Origin of the sequence: uncultured Mobiluncus sp. (assembly GCF_947087965.1) — a bacterium.
Classification (GTDB): domain Bacteria; phylum Actinomycetota; class Actinomycetes; order Actinomycetales; family Actinomycetaceae; genus Mobiluncus.
Window position 1 is genome coordinate 16,727 of sequence record NZ_CAMUES010000010.1, and the last position, 22,612, is coordinate 39,338.

At 61.2% G+C, this 22,612-nt stretch carries 14 protein-coding genes; 12 read left to right on the top strand and 2 right to left on the bottom strand.

Features of this window, described 5'->3' with window-relative positions:
- Positions 1-17 precede the first annotated feature (17 nt).
- Both Q0V70_RS09315 and Q0V70_RS09320 read left to right on the top strand, forming a co-directional pair.
- Positions 18-3,911 carry a DNA-directed RNA polymerase subunit beta' gene (locus Q0V70_RS09315; protein WP_297591105.1) on the top strand — a complete coding sequence of 1,298 codons (3,894 nt, stop codon included), beginning with the start codon at positions 18-20 and terminating at the stop codon, positions 3,909-3,911.
- Between the two features lie 139 nt (positions 3,912-4,050).
- The gene (locus Q0V70_RS09320; protein ID WP_297591108.1) at positions 4,051-5,460 is read left to right on the top strand and encodes an AI-2E family transporter; all 1,410 of its coding nucleotides are present in this window, start codon (positions 4,051-4,053) and stop codon (positions 5,458-5,460) included.
- Positions 5,461-5,621: 161 nt separating this feature from the next.
- Here the strand turns inward: Q0V70_RS09320 and Q0V70_RS09325 are convergent, their stop codons facing one another.
- A complete protein-coding gene (locus tag Q0V70_RS09325) occupies positions 5,622-6,104 on the bottom strand; it encodes a PLDc N-terminal domain-containing protein (RefSeq protein ID WP_297591111.1) in 483 nt (160 codons plus the stop codon).
- Positions 6,105-6,258: 154 nt separating this feature from the next.
- On the opposite strand from Q0V70_RS09325, the gene Q0V70_RS09330 reads away from it, so the two are divergent.
- Complete coding sequence (locus Q0V70_RS09330) at positions 6,259-6,651, top strand: hypothetical protein (RefSeq protein WP_297591113.1); 393 nt, start codon at positions 6,259-6,261, stop codon at positions 6,649-6,651.
- A gap of 26 nt (positions 6,652-6,677) precedes the next feature.
- Here Q0V70_RS09330 and Q0V70_RS09335 read toward each other — a convergent pair whose 3' ends face one another.
- Entirely contained in the window at positions 6,678-8,243 is a 1,566-nt protein-coding gene (locus Q0V70_RS09335; RefSeq protein ID WP_297591115.1) for an AMP-binding protein, read from the bottom strand.
- A gap of 34 nt (positions 8,244-8,277) precedes the next feature.
- Here Q0V70_RS09335 and Q0V70_RS09340 point away from each other — a divergent pair, with 34 nt between their 5' ends.
- The 9 genes from Q0V70_RS09340 to Q0V70_RS09380 all read left to right on the top strand — a co-directional run bounded on the left by Q0V70_RS09340 (position 8,278) and on the right by Q0V70_RS09380 (position 22,491).
- A complete protein-coding gene (locus Q0V70_RS09340) occupies positions 8,278-9,402 on the top strand; it encodes a DUF3048 domain-containing protein (RefSeq protein WP_297591117.1) in 1,125 nt (374 codons plus the stop codon).
- Positions 9,403-9,446: 44 nt separating this feature from the next.
- Positions 9,447-10,499, top strand: a complete 1,053-nt coding sequence (locus Q0V70_RS09345) for a 1,4-dihydroxy-2-naphthoyl-CoA synthase (RefSeq protein ID WP_297591120.1) — start codon at positions 9,447-9,449, stop codon at positions 10,497-10,499.
- A 52-nt stretch (positions 10,500-10,551) separates the two neighbouring features.
- Positions 10,552-11,457: a hypothetical protein gene (locus Q0V70_RS09350; RefSeq protein ID WP_297591123.1), complete on the top strand. Its 906-nt coding sequence runs from the start codon at positions 10,552-10,554 to the stop codon at positions 11,455-11,457.
- Entirely contained in the window at positions 11,454-12,521 is a 1,068-nt protein-coding gene (locus Q0V70_RS09355; RefSeq protein WP_297591125.1) for an enolase C-terminal domain-like protein, read from the top strand. Before Q0V70_RS09350 ends, Q0V70_RS09355 begins: the two co-directional genes overlap by 4 nt.
- Positions 12,522-12,568: 47 nt before the next feature.
- Positions 12,569-13,459 (top strand): PP2C family serine/threonine-protein phosphatase, encoded by an 891-nt coding sequence (locus Q0V70_RS09360; protein ID WP_297591127.1) that lies wholly within the window; start codon positions 12,569-12,571, stop codon positions 13,457-13,459.
- Positions 13,460-13,461: 2 nt separating this feature from the next.
- Positions 13,462-13,923: an FHA domain-containing protein gene (locus Q0V70_RS09365; protein WP_297591129.1), complete on the top strand. Its 462-nt coding sequence runs from the start codon at positions 13,462-13,464 to the stop codon at positions 13,921-13,923.
- Entirely contained in the window at positions 13,923-18,215 is a 4,293-nt protein-coding gene (locus Q0V70_RS09370) for an FtsK/SpoIIIE domain-containing protein (protein ID WP_297591131.1), read from the top strand. The genes Q0V70_RS09365 and Q0V70_RS09370 overlap by 1 nt, the downstream gene beginning before the upstream one ends.
- Before the next feature lie 366 nt (positions 18,216-18,581).
- Positions 18,582-20,276: a 2-succinyl-5-enolpyruvyl-6-hydroxy-3-cyclohexene-1-carboxylic-acid synthase gene (gene menD / locus Q0V70_RS09375; RefSeq protein ID WP_297591134.1), complete on the top strand. Its 1,695-nt coding sequence runs from the start codon at positions 18,582-18,584 to the stop codon at positions 20,274-20,276.
- A 205-nt stretch (positions 20,277-20,481) separates the two neighbouring features.
- Complete coding sequence (locus Q0V70_RS09380; RefSeq protein WP_297591136.1) at positions 20,482-22,491, top strand: trypsin-like peptidase domain-containing protein; 2,010 nt, start codon at positions 20,482-20,484, stop codon at positions 22,489-22,491.
- The last annotated feature ends 121 nt before the right edge of the window (positions 22,492-22,612 follow it).

The window sequence follows — 22,612 nt, forward strand, 5'->3', positions numbered from 1 at the left end:
AAGAGGAAAGAAAACACATGTTGGATGCAAACAAGTTTGACAAGTTGCACATCGGTTTAGCGACTGAGGAAGACATCAACGGCTGGTCCCACGGCGAAGTTAAGAAGCCGGAAACCATCAACTACCGGACGTTGAAGCCTGAGAAAGAAGGCTTGTTCGATGAACGGATTTTCGGGCCGACCCGTGATTGGGAATGTGCCTGTGGCAAGTACAAGCGCGTGCGTTACAAGGGCATTGTCTGCGAACGCTGCGGTGTGGAAGTCACCCGTTCCAAGGTGCGCCGCGAGCGGATGGGTCACATTAAACTCGCTGCCCCGGTGACGCATATTTGGTACTTCAAGGGCGTGCCCTCCCGTCTCGGTTACCTGCTGAATATCGCTCCGAAGGACCTGGAAAAGGTCATTTACTTCGCGGCCTACATGATTACCGAGGTCGATGAGGAACGTCGCCACAAGGACCTGTCCGATATGCAAAAGGAATCCGATCTGGCGCGGGAGCAAATCGAAAAGAACCGCGATTTGGACGTCGAAAAACGCGCCCAAAAGATGGAACAGGATATGGCGGCGCTGGAAAAGGAAGGCGCCGAGAAATCCGAAATCGACAAGGTCAAGCGCAACGGCGAAAAGGAAATGCGTGCCATTCGCCACCAGGCTGAGTCTGACCTGAAGCTGCATGACGAAGTTTGGGACCGGTTTAAGAACCTGAAGGTCGGCGACCTGGAAGGCAACGAGCTGGTGTACCGCGAAATGTATGCCCTGTACGGGACCTACTTCAAGGGCGGCATGGGCGCCCAGGCAGTGAAGGACCGTTTGGAGTCTTTTGACCTGGTAGCTGAGGCCGAGGCGCTGAAAGAGGTCGTGGAGAGCAAGTCTGGTCAACAAAAGACCCGCGCTCTGAAGCGTTTGAAGGTCATTAACGCCTTCCTCCAGACCGGCAAGCCGGCTTCCGCGATGGTCCTGGATTCGATTCCGGTCATTCCCCCGGATCTGCGCCCGATGGTGCAGTTGGATGGCGGACGTTTCGCGACTTCTGACCTGAATGACCTGTACCGCCGCGTCATTAACCGCAACAATCGTTTGAATCGTTTGCAGGAATTGAAAGCCCCGGACATCATCGTCAACAACGAGAAACGTATGTTGCAAGAGGCTGTGGACGCGCTGTTCGACAACGGTCGGCGCGGCCGGCCGGTGACGGGTCCGGGCAACCGTCCCCTGAAGTCCCTGTCCGACATGCTCAAGGGCAAGCAGGGGCGTTTCCGCCAGAACTTGCTGGGCAAGCGCGTGGATTATTCCGGTCGTTCCGTTATCGTGGTTGGTCCGCAGCTGAAGCTGCACCAGTGCGGTTTGCCCAAAACGATGGCTCTGGAGCTGTTCAAGCCCTTCGTAATGAAGGTGTTGGTGGAAAACGGGGAAGCCAAGAACGTCAAAGCTGCCAAGCGCATGGTAGAGCGGCAAAACCCCCAGGTCTGGGACGTTTTGGACGAGGTTATCACCAACCACCCGGTCTTGCTGAACCGTGCGCCAACCCTGCACCGTTTGGGCATTCAGGCTTTCGAGCCACTGCTGGTGGAAGGCAAAGCGATTCAGTTGCACCCGCTGGTCTGCGGCGCGTTCAACGCGGACTTTGACGGCGACCAAATGGCTGTCCACGTCCCGCTATCCGCCGAAGCCCAGGCTGAGGCCCGCGTGCTGATGCTGTCGTCTAACAACATCCTGAAGCCTTCAGACGGCCGCCCGGTGACCATGCCCTCCCAGGATATGATTATCGGGATTTACCACCTGACCTCGGAAGAAGATCCGGAGATGGTGCATAACCCGCGGTTTGACCCTGACGGCAATCGGGTGCTGAAGTACTACTCCAGCCCCGCCGAAGCCCGCCTGGCTTATGACAACGACGACCTGGCTTTGCAGGAAACCTGCGTAATCCGGATGGAACCGGGCGACTTGCCGCCGGAGGACATGACAATGCCCGAGGGATGGCAGCCGGGAGACCGCTTTGAGCTGGAAACCTCCCTGGGTCGGGTTATCTTTAATGACTCGCTGCCGCGTGACTACCCGTTCGTGAACTACGTGGTAGAGAAAAAGAAACTCGGCAAAATCGTCAATGACCTGGCGGAACTTTATCAAAAGGCCGATATTGAGGTGTCCCTGGATGCGCTCAAGTCCTTCGGTTTCCACTGGTCGACCTGGTCCGGAATCACGATTTCCTTCACGGACGTGGTGCCGCCTTCGACCAAGCCCGCCATTTTGGAAAAGTACGAAAACCTCGCTTCTGATGTCCAAGCCGACTACGACCTGGGTGCCATCACCGAGGACGAACGCTACAGCGCCTTGATCGACCTGTGGCGGGCGTGCACGAATGAAGTGGCCGAGGAAATGCGCGAGAACTTCCCCGAACGCAACAATGTGTACCGCATGGTGAAGTCCGGGGCCCGCGGTAACTGGTCCCAGATTCAACAGATTGCCGGTATGCGCGGTCTGGTGTCCGACCCGAAGCAACGCTTGATTGAGCGCCCGATTAAGTCGAACTACCGTGAGGGTCTGTCCGTGCTGGAATACTTCATCGCGACCCACGGTGCGCGCAAGGGTCTGGCGGATACCGCTTTGCGTACCGCGGAATCCGGTTACTTGACTCGCCGTCTGGTGGACGTGTCCCAGGATGTCATTATCCGCGAGGAGGATTGTGGTACCCGCAAGGGCCTGACCATTACCATCGGTTCGGTCAACGAAGAAGGTCAAGTCGAGCCCGACGAACTGGTCGAGACCACCGCTTTTGCGCGGACCTTGGCCGTTGACGCGGTGGATGAGGCCGGAAACGTCGTGCTTGAAGCCGGGCAAGATGTCGGCGACGTGGCGATTAAGAAGCTCTTGAAAGCCGGTATCACCCAGATTAAGGTACGTTCCGTGCTGACCTGTGACGCGGCGATTGGTACCTGTGCTGCCTGCTACGGGCGTTCCTTGGCTACCGGCAAGCGCGTGGATATTGGCGAAGCGGTCGGTATTATCGCGGCGCAGTCCATTGGCGAGCCCGGTACTCAGCTGACTATGCGTACCTTCCACACCGGTGGTGCGGCTTCGGCGGCCGATATTACCCAGGGTCTGCCGCGTGTGCAGGAGCTGTTCGAGGCGCGTACCCCCAAGGGCGAAGCGACCATCACCGAGGCTGCTGGTCGGGTGAAGATAAACGACGACCCGTCCGGCCCGCGTGAGGTCATCATCACTCGTGACGACGGCAAGGAGGACCTGGTCATCGAGGTGTCTCGCCGCCAGGCACTGCTGGTTGCGGACGGCGATCACCTGGAGGTGGGCGACCGCCTGACCCAAGGTCCTATCGACCCGAAGAAATTGCTGCGCGTGAAAGGCCAAGCCGAAACCCAGCGTTCCCTGGTAAACGAAGTGCAGCAGGTTTACCACAGCCAGGGCGTGGATATTCACGCCAAGCACATCGAGGTTATCGTGCGCCAGATGCTGCGCCGCGTGACCGTGTTGGAATCGGGCGACACTATGTTGCTGCCCGGTCAGCTCATCGATCAGGCGAAGTTCCGCGAGGAAAACAAGCGAGTCGTGGCGCAGGGCAAGCAACCGGCCTCGGCACGTTCCGAGCTGATGGGTATCACCAAGGCGTCCTTGGCTACCGATTCCTGGCTGTCCGCGGCTTCCTTCCAGGAAACCACGAAGGTTCTGACCAACGCGGCGATGGAAGGCATCGACGACCCGCTGTCGGGCCTGAAAGAAAACGTCATCCTGGGCAAGCTGATTCCGGCCGGTACCGGGCTGAGCCGTTACCGCCGGGTGGAAATCAAGCCTTCCGCGAGCGGTCACGAGATGCTGATGTCGCAGATGCCTTACAGCGACACGACAGGATTCGGGCTGTTCGATGACGATGTCGACCTGGAACATCCGTGGGGATAGGGTCGAAAATGCCCGATGACCTGTGATTACATTGCTAAATCGGGTTTAATTCAATAGTTTCGGGGTTCCCGGTTCGCCAGCTGCGGATGGCGGGCCGGGAACTTCAGTTTTTCAACACCCGATTGATAGGGTTATGACTATGGGAATGTTGGATAAGGCCAAAGATATGGTTCAGGCGGTAAAGTTTGGTAACACCGGTGACGAGTCGAGCAGCGCAGTCGAGGTGGGGAACACCATAGAGGTGCGGGCGTCAGAACAGAAAGCCTCCGGTTTGTCTGCCTGGCCTACCGGGATGCGTTTCGCTCTCGCGCTGGCTGCCAGCGCGCTGATTATATTTCTTTTGGCGCAGATTGCCGGTGTATTCATGCCGACTTTTCTGGCATTTTCGCTGGCATTGGCGGTGCGCCCGGTATCGGAGTGGCTGATTCGTCACCGCTGGCCGGTCGGTTTGGCTGCTTTGGTAAACATCGTGCTGCTGTTTGCCATCCTCTTTGTCATGCTGGGGTTGATTGCGATTGCTATCACCGCTATGGTCACCGATTTACCGCGCTACGGTTCAAAGTTCCAGGCCCTCTATGAACAAGCCATCAACCAGTTGGACCAGCGCGGCTTTGACACTTCCGTTGTATTGGATTCCTGGAAGAACGTGGATATCAACCGGATTTTTTCCTACCTGTCCGGTTTTGCTAACCAGATTAGCGGCGCGGGAACCACCCTGTTCTTTATCATCATGGTGGCGATTTTTGTGGTCGGGGACATCGTCGTGGTGCGCCGCCGCGCAGCCGAGCTGGCTTCCTACGCGCCAGGTTTCGCCATTGCCCTGCGCAATTTCTCCCTGCGGGTACGGACCTACTTCCTGATGACTACCGTTTTTGGTGCTGTCGTGGCGCTGGTGGATGTAGGAATTCTTTATGCGTTTGGCGTGCCGACCCCCTGGACCTGGGGTATCCTCGCTTTTGTCGCGAACTACATTCCCGCGGTGGGATTCATTCTGTCCATGATTCCCCCGATTTTGCTGGCCTTGGCGCTGGGCGGAGTGTGGCCCGCCGTCGGGGTCTTCATCGGTTATATGGTCGCGTCACTACTGTTCCTGAACATTTTGCAGCCTCGCATCGCCGGGAACGCGGTCGGTTTGAACGCCACCGTTTCGTTCCTGTCTTTGATGGTGTGGTCCACGGTAATGGGCCCGCTCGGCGCGATTCTGGCGGTGCCTCTGACACTATTCTTTAAAGCGATTTTTGTGGATTCTGATCCGCGCACGGCCTGGATTGATGTGTTCTTCCGGCCCTCCGATGAGCCCACCTCCCTGGTGGTGAGTCGTAAATTCCATGACCGTGACGGCGACGGTATAGACGACGCCACCGGGCAACCCCAGAGCATCGATACGCGGTTGCGGGAGGAACAAATCCAGGACGCGGCTGAGAAAGAACGCGCCCGGGCGCAAGCAACCCTGGACAAACTCAACCAGGAAGCCCTGGTGCAAGCTGCGCAAAAGGCTGAAAAAGAGAAATCCAAGAAAGCCGAACCCTCTGAAAAAACCGAGGAATAGCAATCTGGCCTGCTACTTTTTCCGGCCGTAGGTCAGGGTTTTCCCGGTTCACCAGGCCGGTGGGCTCTATCTCGGGTCGGTGGGAGTTGTCGGCGGCCTGGCTATCGCGGGCAAAACCGGGGGAGCGAGGTTGCACCAGGCGGGGGCACATGCTCGGGTGGTTAGGATTTCGTGTCGGGAGAGTCCGTGGGGTCCGGGGGATTTTGTGTGTCTGTGGGCTTCTCTGAATCGGAATTTTCGTCCGGGCGGGGTTGGAGTATTTCGTCCTCTTTCTCACGCTTCTTGCGTTCGTATTCTTCACGCTGTTTCTCGCGCAGTTTCCGACTGACTTCCTCGAGGAATTCCGGGTCGTCGTCAGGAGCGCTGGGTTGCTTCGAGGCAGGTTTTCGCCCGAAACTGATGGGTACGGATTCCTCACTGGACCAGATATTCGGTTCGATAACCCCGCCTTTGGCTTCGGCGGCGGCGACTCGGGACACGATTATCCACGCAATCGCCCCGATGGGGCTAATCAGCAAAATCAGCAAAATCCACAAAATCTTTGGCACCTTGCCGGGCATGTTATCTTTCGGGGTGCGAATGCAATCAATCAGCGCATACAGGGTCAGCGCCAACCACAAGATAAACAACAAAACTCTGGCCACGGCTTCATCTTAACGTATAACCCGTGGTCTTTCTTGTTTTGTCGATTTCTGGACATGCCTGGAAGATGCTAACGGAGAAAATCGTATAAATAATGCGGGGGGCGACCGGTATCATGGTTTTAAATGGTTTTCATTCGCAAAGGAGGGGTCGCAGATGTCTAACCCCAAATCACGCTGGATTCTCTTAGCGGCTTATGCCGTGCTGTTCTTAGCTTTGCCCTATGTGACCCAACCGATTTTTAAGTCTGTAGGCGATTGCGGCTTTGGGTGGATTTTGATGATTTTCTACCTGGCGCTACCGCTTTTGGGACTGGGATGCGGGGTTGCGGACGGGATTGTCAACGGCTGGTCGCTGTGGTGGCTCATCGCTCCGGTAGTACTGTTTATTCCGCACTTCTTTCTGGCGATGGACGCGGCTGCCGACCTCAGCGTCCACTGGGACGAATTTGTCCTATTCACCGGCATCTATGTCGGTTTCGCGTTTATCCCCAACCTCATAGCGGGGCTGGTTCGGAACCGCCTCCAGCGCGTCCGGGCGCAGTCCTAAACTCGCCCGGTCCTGTCGGGACTTGTCTAGCGCACCCAGGCGCGACCGGCGCGAAGTTCCCGTTTCGCCAGCTCGGTAACCTCGTGACGAGCCACCTTGCCCGGTCCTAACGTGGGCAGGTGCTGCACGACCACGACCACGCGGGGAGCGTGGGCGGCGCCGAGTTCCGCGGTGACGGCGGTGCGGATTCGCGCCGCCAGAGAATCCGGCTCAGAAGTTCCGTCTTTCCCGCGAACCCCTAAGGAAGCCGGGGACCCCAACATCGGAGCCAGCAAATCCACATCGAGGTCGTCTCCGGGCACCACCACCGCGGTGACCAGCTCGCCCCAGCGGGCATCAGGCAGCCCGACCACACACACTTGACCGACGCCCGTCACACTCAACGAGGCCTGTTCTACCGCGGAAGCATGGACTTTCACCCCGCCGGTGTTGATGACATCATCGGTGCGGCCCTGGATAATCAGGCGCGGGCCTTCCATCCGGCCGGTGTCGGAAGTCTTAAACCAGCGGCGCGGCCCCATTTGAATCCACGGCGAAGCCTCCGCGGGATCGACTCCGGCCGGCGGTTTCTCAACGTAGCCTTCCATTAAGGACGTGCCGGTAATCCACACGGTATCGCCCACGGTAGAAACTTGGGTGCCCAGTAGGGGAATCCCGTCATAGACGCAGCCCCCGCAGGTTTCCGTCATCCCGTAGGTTTCCACCACGTGCCAACCCACGGCTTTGGCCCGGTCAGCCAGGAACGTGGTAAATGCGGCACCCCCAACCAAGATGGTGTCCACTTTCGCCAAGGCCGCGACCGCGTCCCCGCCCTCGTCTAGAATCTTTGACACCTGGGTGGGCACCAGCGACAGATACACCGGCAGGGTTGAATCCTTGGTGGCGCGTTCCACCGCGCGCACCAGGCTGTCGGGCTTAAACCCGTTGGTAGTATCCACGATGATGGGTTTCGTTCCGGAAATGAGCGAACGGGTCAACACCTGTAGCCCGGCCACGTGATGAGTCGGCAGTGCCAAAATCCAGCGGCCCGGCCCGCCCAGGGCAGCCAGGGTCGACCGGGCGGAGGACACTAGGGCGCTGGCGGAAATCGCCACCAAGTGCCCGTTGCCGGTCTGGGAGCCGGAGGTCTGCATAATCAAGTCGGTTTTGGCTGGCAGCGGTCCGTTCAAGCGCGACCGCAGGGTTTGGCGGGCCTGTTCCGGATCGACTCCGGGGGCGATGGGAACCAGGATTTCGCGGACGAAATTGCTGGGGGGCACGTCCTCGGGCTCGCCCGCAAAAACTCCGCCCACGGGTATTTCGGTGTCGGTAGCGTCGGTGGCCGTCTCAGCAGGTTGTGCAGGTGAGTCCGATTCCGTGGGCAAGTTCGGGGTTGGCGAGTCCTCCTCGGCGCGGACTTCCGCTAACGCCGCCTCCCAGTCGTAGTCGTCCGCGATCTGTCGACCGCTGCGGGCGAGTTCTTCCTCGGTGGTCAGAAGAGGCTCAATCGTGCTATCCAAAAATTCGGCTAGACTGACCACGTCCTGGGGTTTCGTGCCACCCGTCAGGAAACAGAACCGGACGGGAACTCCCCGCTTCGCTGTGTCACTCACCAACTTCACCCTGCCTTAACGCTAAAGTTCAATTATGGCTGTAACCTGGGATAACACCGCAGAAAATGTGGCAAACAAAGTCGTTTGCGCCGGACGCAGCAACGCGCCCGGAACCCGTCATACAGCCGGTTTCAATAAGATTCTAACGGTTTTGGTGGCTTTCTGGACAATGCTGGGAATGCTGGGGCTTTCAGCCTGTGCAAATTCGACGCCCGAGCCGGAAAAGACCCCTCCCCGCACCACCCAGCCCGAGGAACCCGCCTCTTGGCCCCTGACCGGCCTGCCTCGTGAGGACCTGACCCCGCACCCCGCGGTGGCGGTGAAAGTGGAGAACACCGTGGCGGCTCGTCCGCAATCCGGGTTGGAAGAAGCCGACATCGTGTTTGAAGAACAGGTTGAAGGTGGTTTGACCAGGTATAACGCGGTGTTCCATGCGCATACCCCCGAGGAAATCGGCCCGGTGCGGTCCGTACGTCCGATGGATCCGGGCATCGCGGCTCCGTTTGGCGGGATGCTGGTCTATTCCGGTGGCGTGCCGGTCTATGAATCCCGGGTGCAAGCCGCTGGGCTGCGCGGATTCAACGAGGATCAGGCGTTGGGGGCGCTGTATCGGGTGAAGTTCCGCGCTATGCCCCACAACCTCTATCTATCCATTCCTAAACTTTACGAGAAGGTCGGCAAAGACCGCACTATTGAGCCTGACGCTCCTCGGATTTTCGATTTTGCTAACCCTGACCAGGGGGAGCGTCCCACCGCGGTCTCGTCAGGAGTTCCGGCGAACTCCTTGGCGGCCCGCTTCCCGTCCCTGGTCGCGGGCTACGCCTGGACCGGTTCTCGCTGGCAGCGCTCTGACGGAGGCGTGGCGGCCAGCGCCCGTTCGGGGGCACCGCTACAAACCGACAACGTCGTGGTGGTGCTGACCACCATCACCGACACCGGAGCAAAGGACGCGGCCGGGGCTTCTGTCCCGGAAACGGTCTTAACCGGCAGCGGAACCGCCTACGTGGCGAGCGGAGGTTCAATCGCCCAAGTGACCTGGTCCAAAGACTCCGAAGGCTCGCCGCTACTGTTGACGGATTCAGCCGGCGCGCCCGTCCTACTCAACCGGGGCACCACCTGGATTGAGCTGCTGCCCAACACAAACTTCAGTTTCCAGTAACCCCAGCCGGCCGCAACCCGCTGGTGAACAGTTAGAATCTAGGCGTGGAAAATAACGCGGTTTCAGATGTTTTTGAGGCAAAACTGTGGCGGGAAGTCGGTCTGGAGGGGCTCAGTGATGTGACCTATCACCGGGGTGTGCTGGCGGACGGCAACCCGGCGCCGGTGGTGCGCATTGCGTTCAATCGGCCCGAAGTGCGCAACGCCTTTCGTCCCCAAACCGTTGACCAGCTGTATCGTTGCCTGGATCATGCCCGCATGACTGCCAGTGTGGCCACGATTTTGCTGACCGGCAACGGGCCGGCAAAGGATGGCGGCTATGCGTTTTGCAGTGGCGGGGACCAGCGGGTGCGCGGCGCTGACGGCTACCAGTATCACGTGACCGTTCCGCGCGACGACGCGCCGCAAGCTCCAGATAGCGCGGAAAACCCGCCCGAACGCCCTTGTGAAATCCAAAACCCGGCCAACCGGACTGCTGACCTGAAGCACCCGGAAGCTCCAGAAACTGCGGACCTCCCCGACCCGAGAGACGCGGCCGGACGCTACGGGCGGCTGCATATCCTGGAGGTGCAACGCCTCATTCGCGCCACCCCGAAACCGGTCATTGCGCTGGTCAACGGGTGGGCGGCCGGTGGGGGGCACTCGCTGGTGATGGTTTGCGACCTGGCGCTGGCCAGCCGGGAGCACGCCCAGTTCAAACAGGTTGATGCGAACGTTGGCTCGTTCGATGCCGGATACGGTTCGGGGCTGCTGGCGCGGCAAGCCGGGGACAAGCGCGCCCGTGAGATTTTCTTCCTGGCCGAAACCTATTCCGCCGCCCAGGCCGAGGCTTGGGGAGTGGTGAACCGCGCGGTGGCTCACCAGGACCTGGAACGCGTGGGCTGGGAATGGGCGCTGACAATTGCCGGGAAATCCCCGCAGGCGATTCGCATGCTGAAATACGCTTTCAACGCGGTGGACGACGGCCTGGTAGGTATGCAAATGTTTGCCGGGGAGGCGACTCGGCTGGCGTATGGGACCGCGGAGGCGCGCGAGGGCCGCGACGCTTTCCTCGAGAAGCGAGCCCCGAACTGGGACGAGTTTCCGTATTATTACTAAGAGAGCTCGGTAACGGCCCAAACCCGAAATGTAAACCCGAAAGAAGGTCAGAGTGGATTTCACGTTCCTGGTTGCCACGCTGGTGGGAATCGCGCTGATAATCGTGACCTGGGTGACGCCCTACGCCAAATTCCTGCGCGATGGTTTTGGGAAAACTGAGCTGGGTAACCGGGTGGTGGCCATCATGATTCCCGGCCTGACCATTCTGTGCCTGGGTGTGACGTTTTTCGAGGCTTGCGTGACTTACGCCACCGGCTTGTCCTTTTGGCGAGTGTGGGGGATTCCGCTGGCGGCTTTGCTGGCTTTGATTGGCCTCGGGGTAGCGTTTTGGGCGTTAGTTCCCGCGCCGGTGCCGAGCTTCCTGCAGCCACGGTGGATGAAAGAGGAACGCCTCTATGGGGCTTTGGGGGCGCTGGAACGCACTCGCTCCGCTCAGAAGCGCCGGGAACGGGAAGTCAACCGGCGCGGGTTTGACTATTTCGACACCCAAATGATTGATGGGGTTTCGCTGGCTTACCCCGAAACTTGGGTGTTGAACCTGGAGCCGAGTGCCCCCGCTCGCGTCTCCGGGCTGAAACTGGAAAGCCGTTTTGCGTTGGATACGCCCCACGACTTTACCCCGCATTCGCGGATTCTGTTGATGTCCGCGCCCCTGACCAGCCCGGAGCACAGCGTCAATTGGCTGCGTCGCCTGGCGGTACCCGCCGGTTGGCAGCCGCGGGAAGTAGGGACTTCCCGGCTGGCCGAAAACCCCGCTATCTGGGCTGATTCGCGCCTATCGGACGGTCGGGGAGTGCAGCAGCGTTGGGCGGCGGCTATCGGGGACACTTTGTGGGTGTTGGCTTTCCAGGTCGCTGGTTCGGATTTCGGGCCGCTGGCAGACGTGGGCGCGAAAGTTGCTGCTTCGCTGACCTTGCCGGACTCCGGAAGGACAGCCGGTCCCGTGGTGGCGTCGTGACCAGCCACGTTGAAGATTTCGGCAGTTCCGCCCGCCTGTCCCCTTTTGAGCCCGGCCCGGACGGCTCCCAACTGTTTACCGAGCAGGGAATCAAGCGGGCGTGGGTGTTTTCCGTGCCGATGCTCGTCAAGTTTCGCAATATCACGGTGCGGGAAGGGCTGATTTTACAAGGCCGTGCCGGCCTGGCTGAGGCGGCGCCGTTTGACAACTATCCTCCACAAGTCGCCGCCACCTGGTTTTCTGGGGCGTTTGCGGTGGCAGCACAAGGGTTACCGGTCTCGCTTTCCCCCGTTCCTCTCAACGTCACGGTGCCGGTCGTAGACCCGGACACCGCGGCGCGGCTGGTTCGCGAGTCGGGGTGTGGCACGGCAAAAGTGAAGGTCGCCGACCCGCGCAGCAGCCTGGAGGACGATATCGCCCGGATTCGCGCGGTGCATTCGGCCCTCGGGGCGGCGGGGCAGATTCGGGTCGATGCCAACGCGGCGTGGAGTCTGGCTGAGGCAAAAACCGCACTGCCGCGCTTGTGTGAGGCGGCCGGACCGGCCGGGTTGCAGTATGCCGAACAGCCCTGTCAGACCCTCAATGAACTGGTCGAGCTGCAGCGCGCGACGGGAATTCCGGTGGCGGCTGACGAAACTATCCGCCTGGGCGGGCAGCTCACCGAAGTGATCGCCAGCGGGCTGGCCGCTGCTGTCATCAAAGCGATGCCCTTGGGCGGCCCGGCGCGTGCCGCGGCCCTGGTGGGGGACGGGCTGCGGACGGCTGCTCCGGGTGGCACCAGCGCGCCCCTCCTGGTGGTGTCCTCAGCTTTAGACACCGGGGTGGGCTTGAGCGCCGGACTGGCCCTCGCGACCCAGCTGCAAACGACAGCCGCCTGCGGACTCGGGACCCTGCGCTTGTTCACAGACAGTATCCTCACCGCGGATCCCCGCCTCGAAAACGGCTGCCTGTACCCGGCAAAAACCTTGGAACTGAAAGGAAATCTGGCACCCGTCAGCCCGGCGGTCAGCAAACGGTGGCGCGAAAGAGTTGAACAGGTAGCCGCCGTGTTCGCTAGACTTTAGTTAGCAGCGGCAGCGAAACTGCAATTAAGGAGCGAAAGACGAAACCGATGGAAATCGAAACCGGCACCTGGACGTTTGTTCACGGGGAAACGCTGCATTGGGCTGCCGCCACCGATATCGGCTTGAAACGGGCTGAAAACCAGGATTCATTCCTGGCGACTCCGCCGTTTTTTCTGGTTGCGGATGGAATGGGCGGCCACGCCGGAGGCAAACAGGCCTCGGCCACGCTGCTGGGGCACATTCAGCCTCTGACCGGCACGGACGTGAGCCTGCCGGTGGTGCGCGAAGCCCTGGAGGCGGCCTGCGAGGAAGTCATGGGGCTGGTCGAAGCAAACATTGATTACACGATTTCCCCGCCGGGAACCACGCTGACTGGTTTAGTGGTGCTGGATTCACCAGGGGAGTGCGCGGCTGACGGGTCAGAAACGGCGCAGTTCCTAGTGCTCAACGTGGGCGATTCGCGAACTTACGTGTTGAGAGAGGGGCTGCTGACCCGCCTGACGCGGGATCACTCCCAAGTCGCCGAGATGGTCGAGGCGGGGATGTTGACTGTAGAAGAAGCCCGCGTCTGGCCGACCCGTTCCGTCATTACCCGCGCTATCGGTGCTGGTCAAGCCGGGTTGCCACAGATTGATACCTGGACCTACCCGGTGGCGACGCCCCGGCGTTTCCTAGTGTGTTCCGATGGCTTGCATTCCATGATTGATGACGGTGCTATCGGGCGGGCTCTGGGTGAACACCCCACCCCCGAAGCGGCAGTAAACTCCCTGGTGAACCTGGCCCTGCAGGTGGGAGGGCACGATAATGTCACCGCGATTGTGGTCGACGTGACCGCCCCGGAATCTGCACCCACAACCACGGAATCGGCGCAGTCCGAGCCACCCGAGCCGCCGAGCTCCCTTCTGCCGCCCCCGCCTCCCCCGGATAGCGAGAGATAACCATGAAGCACATCGCCAACGGAGGCAAAACGTTTACCGTGCGGATTTGTCCGCTGGGCCATCACAATCCACCGGATTTTCCCCGCTGTCGAGTGTGCGGCGGAATCCTGGATGCCCCGATTCAGGTGGCTTTCCCGAAACTGGGCTGGGTGCGTACCACCGACCAGCAAACTGTTGAGCTGACGGGCGATTTGGTGGTGGGTCGCGCCCCGGAGACACGCGGGCGTGAAGGGGTGTTTTCCCTGACTACTCCGCCCGAAATCCTTGAGATTTCCCGCACTCACGCCCGTATTTGTACCGAGGGCTGGGAAGTTACCGTGGAGGATCTGGGCTCGGATAACGGCACCCGCTTGTGCCGGACGACGGGCCAGATAGTGGACTTGCAGCCGCACACGCGGTACAACATTCAACCCGGCGACGTGCTGGAACTGGCGCCAAACTACCTGTTGAGGTTTGAAGCCTGATGCGTCGACCGGTCCGAATCCTGGTGGAGGGTAATCCCACCGAAGTGCTGTTAAACGCGGACGCGCGCGCCCGGGTTGCCGATGTGGCCGCAGCTTTGGGTGGGGGTTCGGCCTCTCGCCTCACCGTCACGCCGTTAGCGCCCTTGCTCGATCCGGGTGGCACCGGGTCGCTGCCAATCGTTGCCGAGTCCTCGGGGGCACAAGTACCGAGTGGCGAGACTGGCGGGTCAGGTCCGGCTCAGGTCGGGAAACCCTACGTTTTGCCGCGAGCGTTGCCGGTGGCGAAAGCGCCGATACCGCCGGGGGCAGGTTTAGCGCTGGTGGGGGAAAATGCCGAACTGCCGCCAGCTCCGGCGGGCATGAAGTCGCTGCTGACTTATTCTCCCCAACCGGTTGCCGACCCCGAACCGTTGGGAATCAACATAGAAATGCCGGCCCGGCCCCGCCTGTGGCTGGTGAATCCCGCCACGCTTGCCGTGCCCGTGGTGCCAGCGGCGTTGTTTGGGGTGTTGGCGGTCATTTTTCCCAGTGTTGCGGCGTTTGCTCTGCTGGGGCTCGCTGTGGTGGCGGGCGGCGCCGAAGTGGGGTGGGCTCTGACCCAAAACCGGGCAGCTTGGGTACGGTATGAGCGTGACATGGCTGCGCTCACTCCGCAGATTCAGACGGCTTTGGACCAACGCGACGTGGCGATACGCGCCAGTGTCACCGACCTGGCGGACTCACGCCACGCCCTGCTGCCCGGACTGTGGGGACACGCGAGTGCGCAAATGCGGATTCCGGTCGGTTTCACCCAGGCTCATCCCGAAATCACGTTGAGCAGTCCCGCAGATGCGGCCCCGTTTCGCGGCTGGGGAGCGATGGCGGCGCCGAGCGCGGAGACGAGCCATACGACCTCGGGACAAGTCGCGGCCATCAACCGCCGAATCAGCGCGATTGGTGCCGCCGCAGTCGGCGAGGGGCACACCGGCCTGGAAGTCGCCTATGTTCCCGCTGATTCCGGCCCGCTAGCGGTGACCGGCCCGCGCAACCTGCGCGGACCCGCGCTGAATCAGTTGCTGATTCGCGCCGCTTTGCGCTATTCCCCGGCCGACTTGAAAATCGTGGTCGCCGGGGCGAAACCCGCACAATGGGCGTGGGTCAGCTTCCTGCCGCACGGCGAGGCGGTGCGCGAGGATTTAGAGTTAGAGCCGGTCAGTGACTTGAGCGAAACCAGCGCTGAACGTCTGGCACAAGCCTGGACCAGCCGCAAAGGACAGCGCGGTTCACGCCAACGCCTGTTGCTGGTGGTGGACGGAGAAGTCCCGGCCGCCTCAAGATGGGAAGAATTCGCTACAGAGCCTGGCGTTTGGTTGGTTAACGCGGTTGACGACCTCGGCAGTGCGGTCAGCGCCGCTCGGCAAGTCCTGGACCTGGCGACCGGGTCTTGGCAAGACGGTGTGTCCCGCATTCCCGGAGCTAACCCGCCTGGTCCGCGCCACACCGCTTCGAACGGGATTCCCCTGCAGTCCGCCCGCCCGAGCCTGCTGAGCGTGGAACCCTTGTTGTTGACCGCTCCCAGCGCGCGAAAAGTTGCGGAACTCCTGGCCAATCTGAAGTTACCCGGTAAAACCGCCGAGACTTTGCCCGTAGTCGCCCAGCTGACCGATGTTTATCCCCAGACGGCCGGCGAAAGCGCGGCGGTTTTAGGTGAATCGGGGGAGAGGTCCCGCTGCGCGGCAGCAATCGGCTACGGCACTGCCGGCCCGGTGATTTTGGATTTGGCTGATGGCCAGAACGCCATCGTGGCGGGAGAAAATCAGGCTGCCCGGAACAATGTCATCGCTGCCTATCTGGCGGGTTTGGCGTTGACTCAGCGCCCGGAGGACGTGAGCTGGGTCATTTTTGACTCTCGCGGCACGAAATGGGGCGAAGTGGGGCAAGCCCCGCACTGTTTAGGTATCGAGTCGGGGCGGGGAGATGCTGTGTTTGCCCGGCTGCGCCGCTACTTGGAAGCGGAAACCGAGCGGCGCGAAATTTGGCTGAGCGAATCCGGGGCGGGCAGTCTGGCGCGGGCGCGCGAAGCCAAAATCGCGGGAGCCCCGGCGGATCTAATCGTTGTTATCGCTGTTGGGGAGGCATTTAGCACACGGCGACTTTCGCAGCTGGCGGAGCGGTTACACATGTACCGCGCCCTGGGATTGCACCTGCTGGTGAGCAGCGGTGATACCGAAAAGCTCCCGCGCGAAGCCCTGAAATACCTGCCGACACGTGTGGTGTTACACCTGGAGGACGCAGCCCTAGAGGCGGTTTGTGGCAGCTTTGAAATTGATCCGCGCGCGGCTTTCGCGCATCCCGGCCGCGGGATCCTGCTGGTCGGCGGGGTAGCCACCGGCTTCCAGACCCTAAATACCCTGATGGCTACCGATTTTGCCGACCCTCAGTTGGCTCCCGTGAACTTCACCGCCCTGGGGGGAGCGGCGTTCCCGCCAGCGCTATCGACGGGCGGATCATGGCGAGTTCCGGCCCTCGCAGGTCGCAGTTCCAGTCGGGCTGGCAAGAGCGGGGACCAGCCCACGGTTGATGTGCCGCGGGCGGCAACGCCGCTGTCAGTGCTGGCAGGGTCGTTTTGCTGCGGGAAATCCACAATCAGGCGCTGGACTTCCGGACTGGAAAAGGTTTATGACCTGGCAGCCTTGGGGCAATCCAGCGACACGGAGTTCCGCCTGGGGGTGCGCGATGACCTGGGACGCCAAGACGTCGTCCCCTTTGGCTTTAGTCCTGACCGGGAGGGCAACCTGTTCGTGGCAGGTCCGCGCGGCAGCGGGCGCACCGGAGTGTTGCGAGCTATCGCTGCCGATAGTTTGAACACCGGGGGTCGTCCGGTTGCTCTCTATGTCTGCAGTGCCGACACCACCCTCGATGTGCTGTCGAGCTGGGCAAACGTGGGCGTGGTAGCCCATGCCAACGAGCCGGAGACGATTGCTGACACGATTGAGTACCTGGTTAGCCGGTGGCGTTGGCGCACCGAAATTGCGCTGCGTAACGCCACCCGCAGTTTCCCCGAACTGCGTGAAGTGCTGCGCGGGGAACAGTTCGGTGAGCAGTCCGGCGAACAGAACGGTGTCCAGGCCCCGAACTCGGCGACACCCGGGCGGGACACCGGAGCAACCCGCAGCGAGAACCCCAGCGCTATTCCCAGTGCAACCCCCGGCGCTGATAGCGTAGTGGGCGGCGAAACCGACCGTGGCGAGCGAATTATCGTCGCGATTGACGGTCTGGAAGCCGTGTTGGAATCCCTGCCGGGAGCCAGTTCCGCCAGTTTCCTGGAACTCATCACCGGAGGCAGAGTCGTCGGAATCCACTTCGTTATCAGTGCCGAGAGCGTTGAGAACCTACCGGCAGCGTGGCGAGGCGCATTCGGAATGCGAATCGAGTTAAACGGTTCCGTTCCCGGCCGCGGCTTGGTTGCGGATGACCCGCGAGCTATTCAGATAGCTGTCCTCGGTAACGACCCTTCCGAGCTAGCCCAGACACGCATTCTGGAGCGCTTGGGGACACTGGCAAAAACCCCGGCCTACCGGATTGGCCGGTTGGCAGTGCCGGTGTTCGCCACCGCACTCACCACTGCTCCCAAGGGAGAAATGGCACTGGGACTGAGCGCCCCCGGAGGCCGGCAAATCAATACCATCACCAGTGGGGTTTACCTCATCGCGCGAGGCGACGGGGAAGTCGACCGGGCGGTGAGCTTGGCGGTCATGCGCTGGCTGGCTCGTTCGCTGCGCACTTCCAGCCCGGACACCGGGATGGTGCTGTTGTCTGCCCAAAGCCGTGAGGATAGTTCGCCCGCGTTGGAAACCCTGGCTGGCCTGGAGATTTGGGACGCGGTCGCCTGTGGTTTCGCAGACTTCCGCGACTTCTATCACCAGCTGCTTTCCGTTGCGGAACAAAAATCCCCGCCGGGATTCCCCGGTTTAGCCATCTATATTGCCGACCTGCCCGGATTCTCGCTGAACACGGATGCCGCCGCAGCCATGGCAGACGTCATCCGCGCGGCACGCAGCCGTGGACACCTGGTTATTGCCTCGGGCGCTGCCAATTCCCGTGACGGGCTGTCTTGGACGACGGATTCCGAACTGAATGCGGTGGTCAAAGCCCCTGCCGCGGGATTGTCCCTCGGCTTGAGCGCCGCCGACACCACCGCCATCTTCGGCGTCAGCGTCTCCCAGGACGGCACCATGTTCCCGCCCGCCCGCGGCTACTGGATTCACCGCGGTCAGGCCACGAAAATCCAGCTTCCTCAAGAAAACGGCTAAACACACGCGCTATAGACAACCAAACGCTTGCGCCACAGCATGGCTGAACATCAGCCCTGCAAAATGGTTTAGCATCAGTGCTGCATAACGGCTAACGTCAGCGCTACCAAACTGGCGAACGCCCGCGCAACCAGACGGCTAGATCCCCGCGCTGCACCACTATTGAACTGAATCGAAACTTTATTACTGGGTTCTGTCCATAAACCTCCCTTCGGTATGCACGAAAGTGCTTGAAAGGTAACATTGACCCCGGAGACGAAAATTTTGCAGTTTCTAAAACAGCTTTCGTTTCCCGGCATGGCAACGGTTTCCCGGTTTCACGGAAACCGCGAAACAGCACGATGCCAAGCGGCGAAAGGGTGAGTTGTGGATAACACCGGTCAGCGAGACAATCAGGACGCCTCAAACCGGCAATACGCTTGGGATTTGGTGCGACTACTGGTTGCGCAGGGATTTACGGACTGGTTTTACTGCCCCGGGTCCCGGGATGCTCCCCTGGGCTATGCCCTGAACCAGTTGGCAGCCAGCCGCCGCCTGAACCTCCATGTTCGCATCGATGAGCGCGATGCGGCTTTTATGGCTCTCGGGTCGACGCGCGCAGGGCATCCGGCAGTTTTGGTGATGACGTCCGGCACCGCGGTGGGAAACGCCCTGCCCGCGGTGATGGAGGCGGCCCACGCGGGTCTGCCGTTGCTGGTCCTCAGTGCGGATCGTCCCGCGGCGCTGCGCGGCACCGGGGCGAACCAAACGACCTGGCAGCCAGGGATTTTTGGGAATTTCGTGCGTTTCGCCACCGATATACAGCCCGGTGTCACCCCAGCGGAGCTACAACGGGCCGTGTCTGCTGCCGTGGCGTCTTGCCGAGGCGTCAGTCCCTCACCGCACCCGGCCACCAACGAAAAACACTTCCCCATCCCTGGGCCGGTACACATCAACGCCAGCTTCGTCGAACCTTTGGCACCCCCCGAAACTATCGAGGCGTTCGCCACCCGCGCCACCCGCACCGCCAGCGCCAACGCCAGCGAGAATCCTCTGGACCCGCACCAGGCGCCGCGTGGCACCCTGCTGATTGCCGGGGACCTCAGCGACGCCACCTACACGGACTTGTGCGAGGCGGTCGAAAACGCGGGGATTCCCGTCCTGGCCGAACCGCAAACCGCCTGGCGGTGCCACCCCAATGCGGTGCGAGGATACGCCAAAGCCGCCGGAACCACATTGTCGGAGGTGGCGGAACACAACCTCGAAAGAGTTATTGTCGCGGGCCGACCCACCCTGACCAGGCCGATTACGCGGCTCATTACCCGCCGCGACATTCCCGTGGAAACCGTGGGCGCACCGGGAACAACGGTCAACCTCGCCGACAACATCGCCCGGCAGTGGACAGACGCGTCCACCCTGGCTTGTGAACTGGCGAAAGCGGCGAAACCATCGCCACCCGCAGCCCCCCGCCCGCCCGCCGAGACCCCGGAAAGCTGGCTGGAAATGTGGCGTGTGGCGGGGGAGGACGCGGTCGCGGCCCTGACCCAGGATTGGGGTTTCCATAGCGCGGCACAAGCGATTTGGGACAGCACCATGACTGCGCCCGAGCCGGTGGACCTTTACTTGGGGGCTTCGCTAACTATCCGGGTTTTCGACGCGGTGGCGCGCATTTTGGCCCCGAACCGCGTCTTTACCAATCGAGGCCTGGCCGGCATCGATGGCACCATTGCCTCGGCTTGGGGGGCGGCGCTGGCGCGTCGTCAGCCGATGCGGCTGGTTTTTGGTGACGTATCGTTTTTCCACGACCTGGGCGCCCTGTGCCACGGCCGCACTGAAGAGGTACCAAACTTGCAGGTCATCGTCATAAATAACGGGGGTGGGCGGATTTTTGGCGGCCTGGAGCACGGTGCGGCCCCGGCAGAAACATTCACCCGGATGTTCCTCACTGCCCAGGTCGGAGACATTTGCGGGCTGGCTCGGGCGGCGGACTGGCAAGCTGAACGGATAGACAATCAGGCAGATCTGGTTTCCGCCCTGGCCCAACCGGTCAGAGGGCTGAGTCTGCTGGAGGTCGTCCTGTGAGCCTAACTTTGAACATTCCCGCGGTTGGGGAATATATTGCAAAAGTGTCGAAATCAAAGGTAGAACCTCTCACGCCGGTAACGGCGAACCCAAACCCGGCAAATCCTACCTGGGAACGAGCTTTGACCGCAGGCCTCCGCCAGAATCACAGGTAATTTTGAAGTCACCGGGTCAAAACCGTTGAGAACTTTATGAGGAGTAAACAGTGAGCGATACAAATAATCCCTGGACTTCCCCCGAGGAAACGCCCGCGTCAGAAAATCAGGAAAATACCGGGTCCACTCCGGAACATCAAGAAACGCAGATTCCCGCGAATCCCCAGAACTCTAATGAGGCTGCAACATCGGACAACCCGCAGCCCGCCCAGACGCAAACTCCGAGCCTGAGCGGCCGGATTATCTCAGTAACCCCCGCCGGCCAGGCCAGTGCTGAGCCTGCTGCGGACAGCGATAACGCCGACCAGTCGGGTGGCAGGCCGGTGGCCCACGCTTCTAGTGAAGTGGCGAGCGCGGGGTTCGCCAGTCCTTCTGATGACGGGTTCACAAGTCCAGGTGGTGACGGTTTCACAAGCCCGTCCGGGAGCGTTCCCGCTGAACAGCCCGTGGGTAGCTCCACTGGTTCGTCCGACACCGACTCAACCAACTCAACTGAGGCCGCCCCAACCCAACCGACTGACCCCGCTTCTGCCAACCCGGCAAGCCCGAACCCTTCGGCACAGTACGGAGCCAACGCCTTTTGGGGCACCACGCCGGGCTTTTCCGACCCCCTCGCAAACGCGAACCCGACCAACCCGCCATCTGCGTCCAGCCCGAACCAGGGGCAACCATCCGGCTTCAACCCCGGACAGCCGGGTAACCCCGGCGGTAACCCCGGCGGTAACCCGTTTGCGACTTCCGCCCCCTTTGCCGGCGCCCGTGGGGCAATGAACCCGCTGCAAAACAGCTTGACTTGGGCGGCGACCCCGGGGGATAAAAAGGAAAAAAGCCGTCCCGGATGGGGAGCCTTGATCGGCGTGGCGGTGGCGGCATCGCTGCTGAGTACCGGCGGTTTGTACGCTATCGAACAGAGCGGCTTGTTCGGGCATGACGCAGAAACGACCAGTTCCACCCTGTTCAATCCGGAGGACAAGGACGTCGCCACCCCCGAGCCGGTGGCAAACTCCAACTCGCAGAACCCGAACTGGGAGGCTGTGGCCAAAGCGGTCCGCCCCGCCGTGGTGGCGATTTCCGTGGAAACGAACAACGAATCCGACCAGGGCTCCGGCTCGATTATCGACTCGAAAGGCCACATCCTGACCAATAATCACGTGGTGGCAGGCGCCGCGGACGGCAACGGAATCATCACCGTAGAGCTGTTCGATGGACGCTTGTACAAAGCGAAAATCGTGGGCCGTGACGTGCTGACCGACCTGGCGGTGATAAAAATCGAGAACCCGCCGAAAGACTTGACCGTGGCGCCGTTGGGTAACTCCGACGATCTGAAGGTCGGGGAGTCGGTCGCGGCCATCGGTAACCCGCTGGGGTTGTCGTCTACGGTCACCACGGGTATTGTCTCGGCGCTGGACCGTCCCGTGCGGGTGCAGGCGGTGCAGGGGGGCAGTCCCGATGGTGAAGATGAGAAAGACCCCTTTGGCCTGCGGCGTTACTTTGGTGGCGGCATGATACAGCCTTCCCAGCCTGAAAAAAGCACTGCTCCTACCGAAGTCACCACGAACGCGATTCAGGTGGACGCGGCGGTGAATCCGGGTAACTCCGGCGGTCCCTTGTTCGATTCACGAGGGCGGATAGTAGGTGTGACCTCGTCCATTGCGAGTCTTTCGGGTTCCGGCGGCTCGACCGGAGAGGGCCAAGCGGGCTCTATCGGGCTGGGCTTTGCCATCCCGATTAATCAGGCTTCGATGATTGCCACCCAGCTCATTGATCACGGCGAAGCGGTGCACGCGGCGCTCGGTGTCATGGTGGGCCAAGAGGTCGCCACCGTGGACAAAGTGTCCCGTTTAGGTGCGCGGGTGCAGGAAATCAACTCCGGTTCCGCCGCTGATAAAGCCGGTTTGAAACAGGGCGACATCATCACCAAGATTGACGGCAAGCCTGTGAAAGGCTCGTTGTCCCTGGTCGGCTTCGTGCGTCAATATGCCGTGGGCGACACGGTGGAACTGACCGTGGTGCGCGACGGAAAGGAACAGAAGATTCCCGTGACGCTCCAGGCGCAATAGTCGTACGCGCGTGTCTAGCTGGCTTGGCCGCTGCCTCCGGGCGGCGGCCATCCTGGCATTTAAGCCGGGCAGCGGCGGCCCCAAATGAGGCGTTGGTGAGGTTTTCGGGCTACCGAAACTC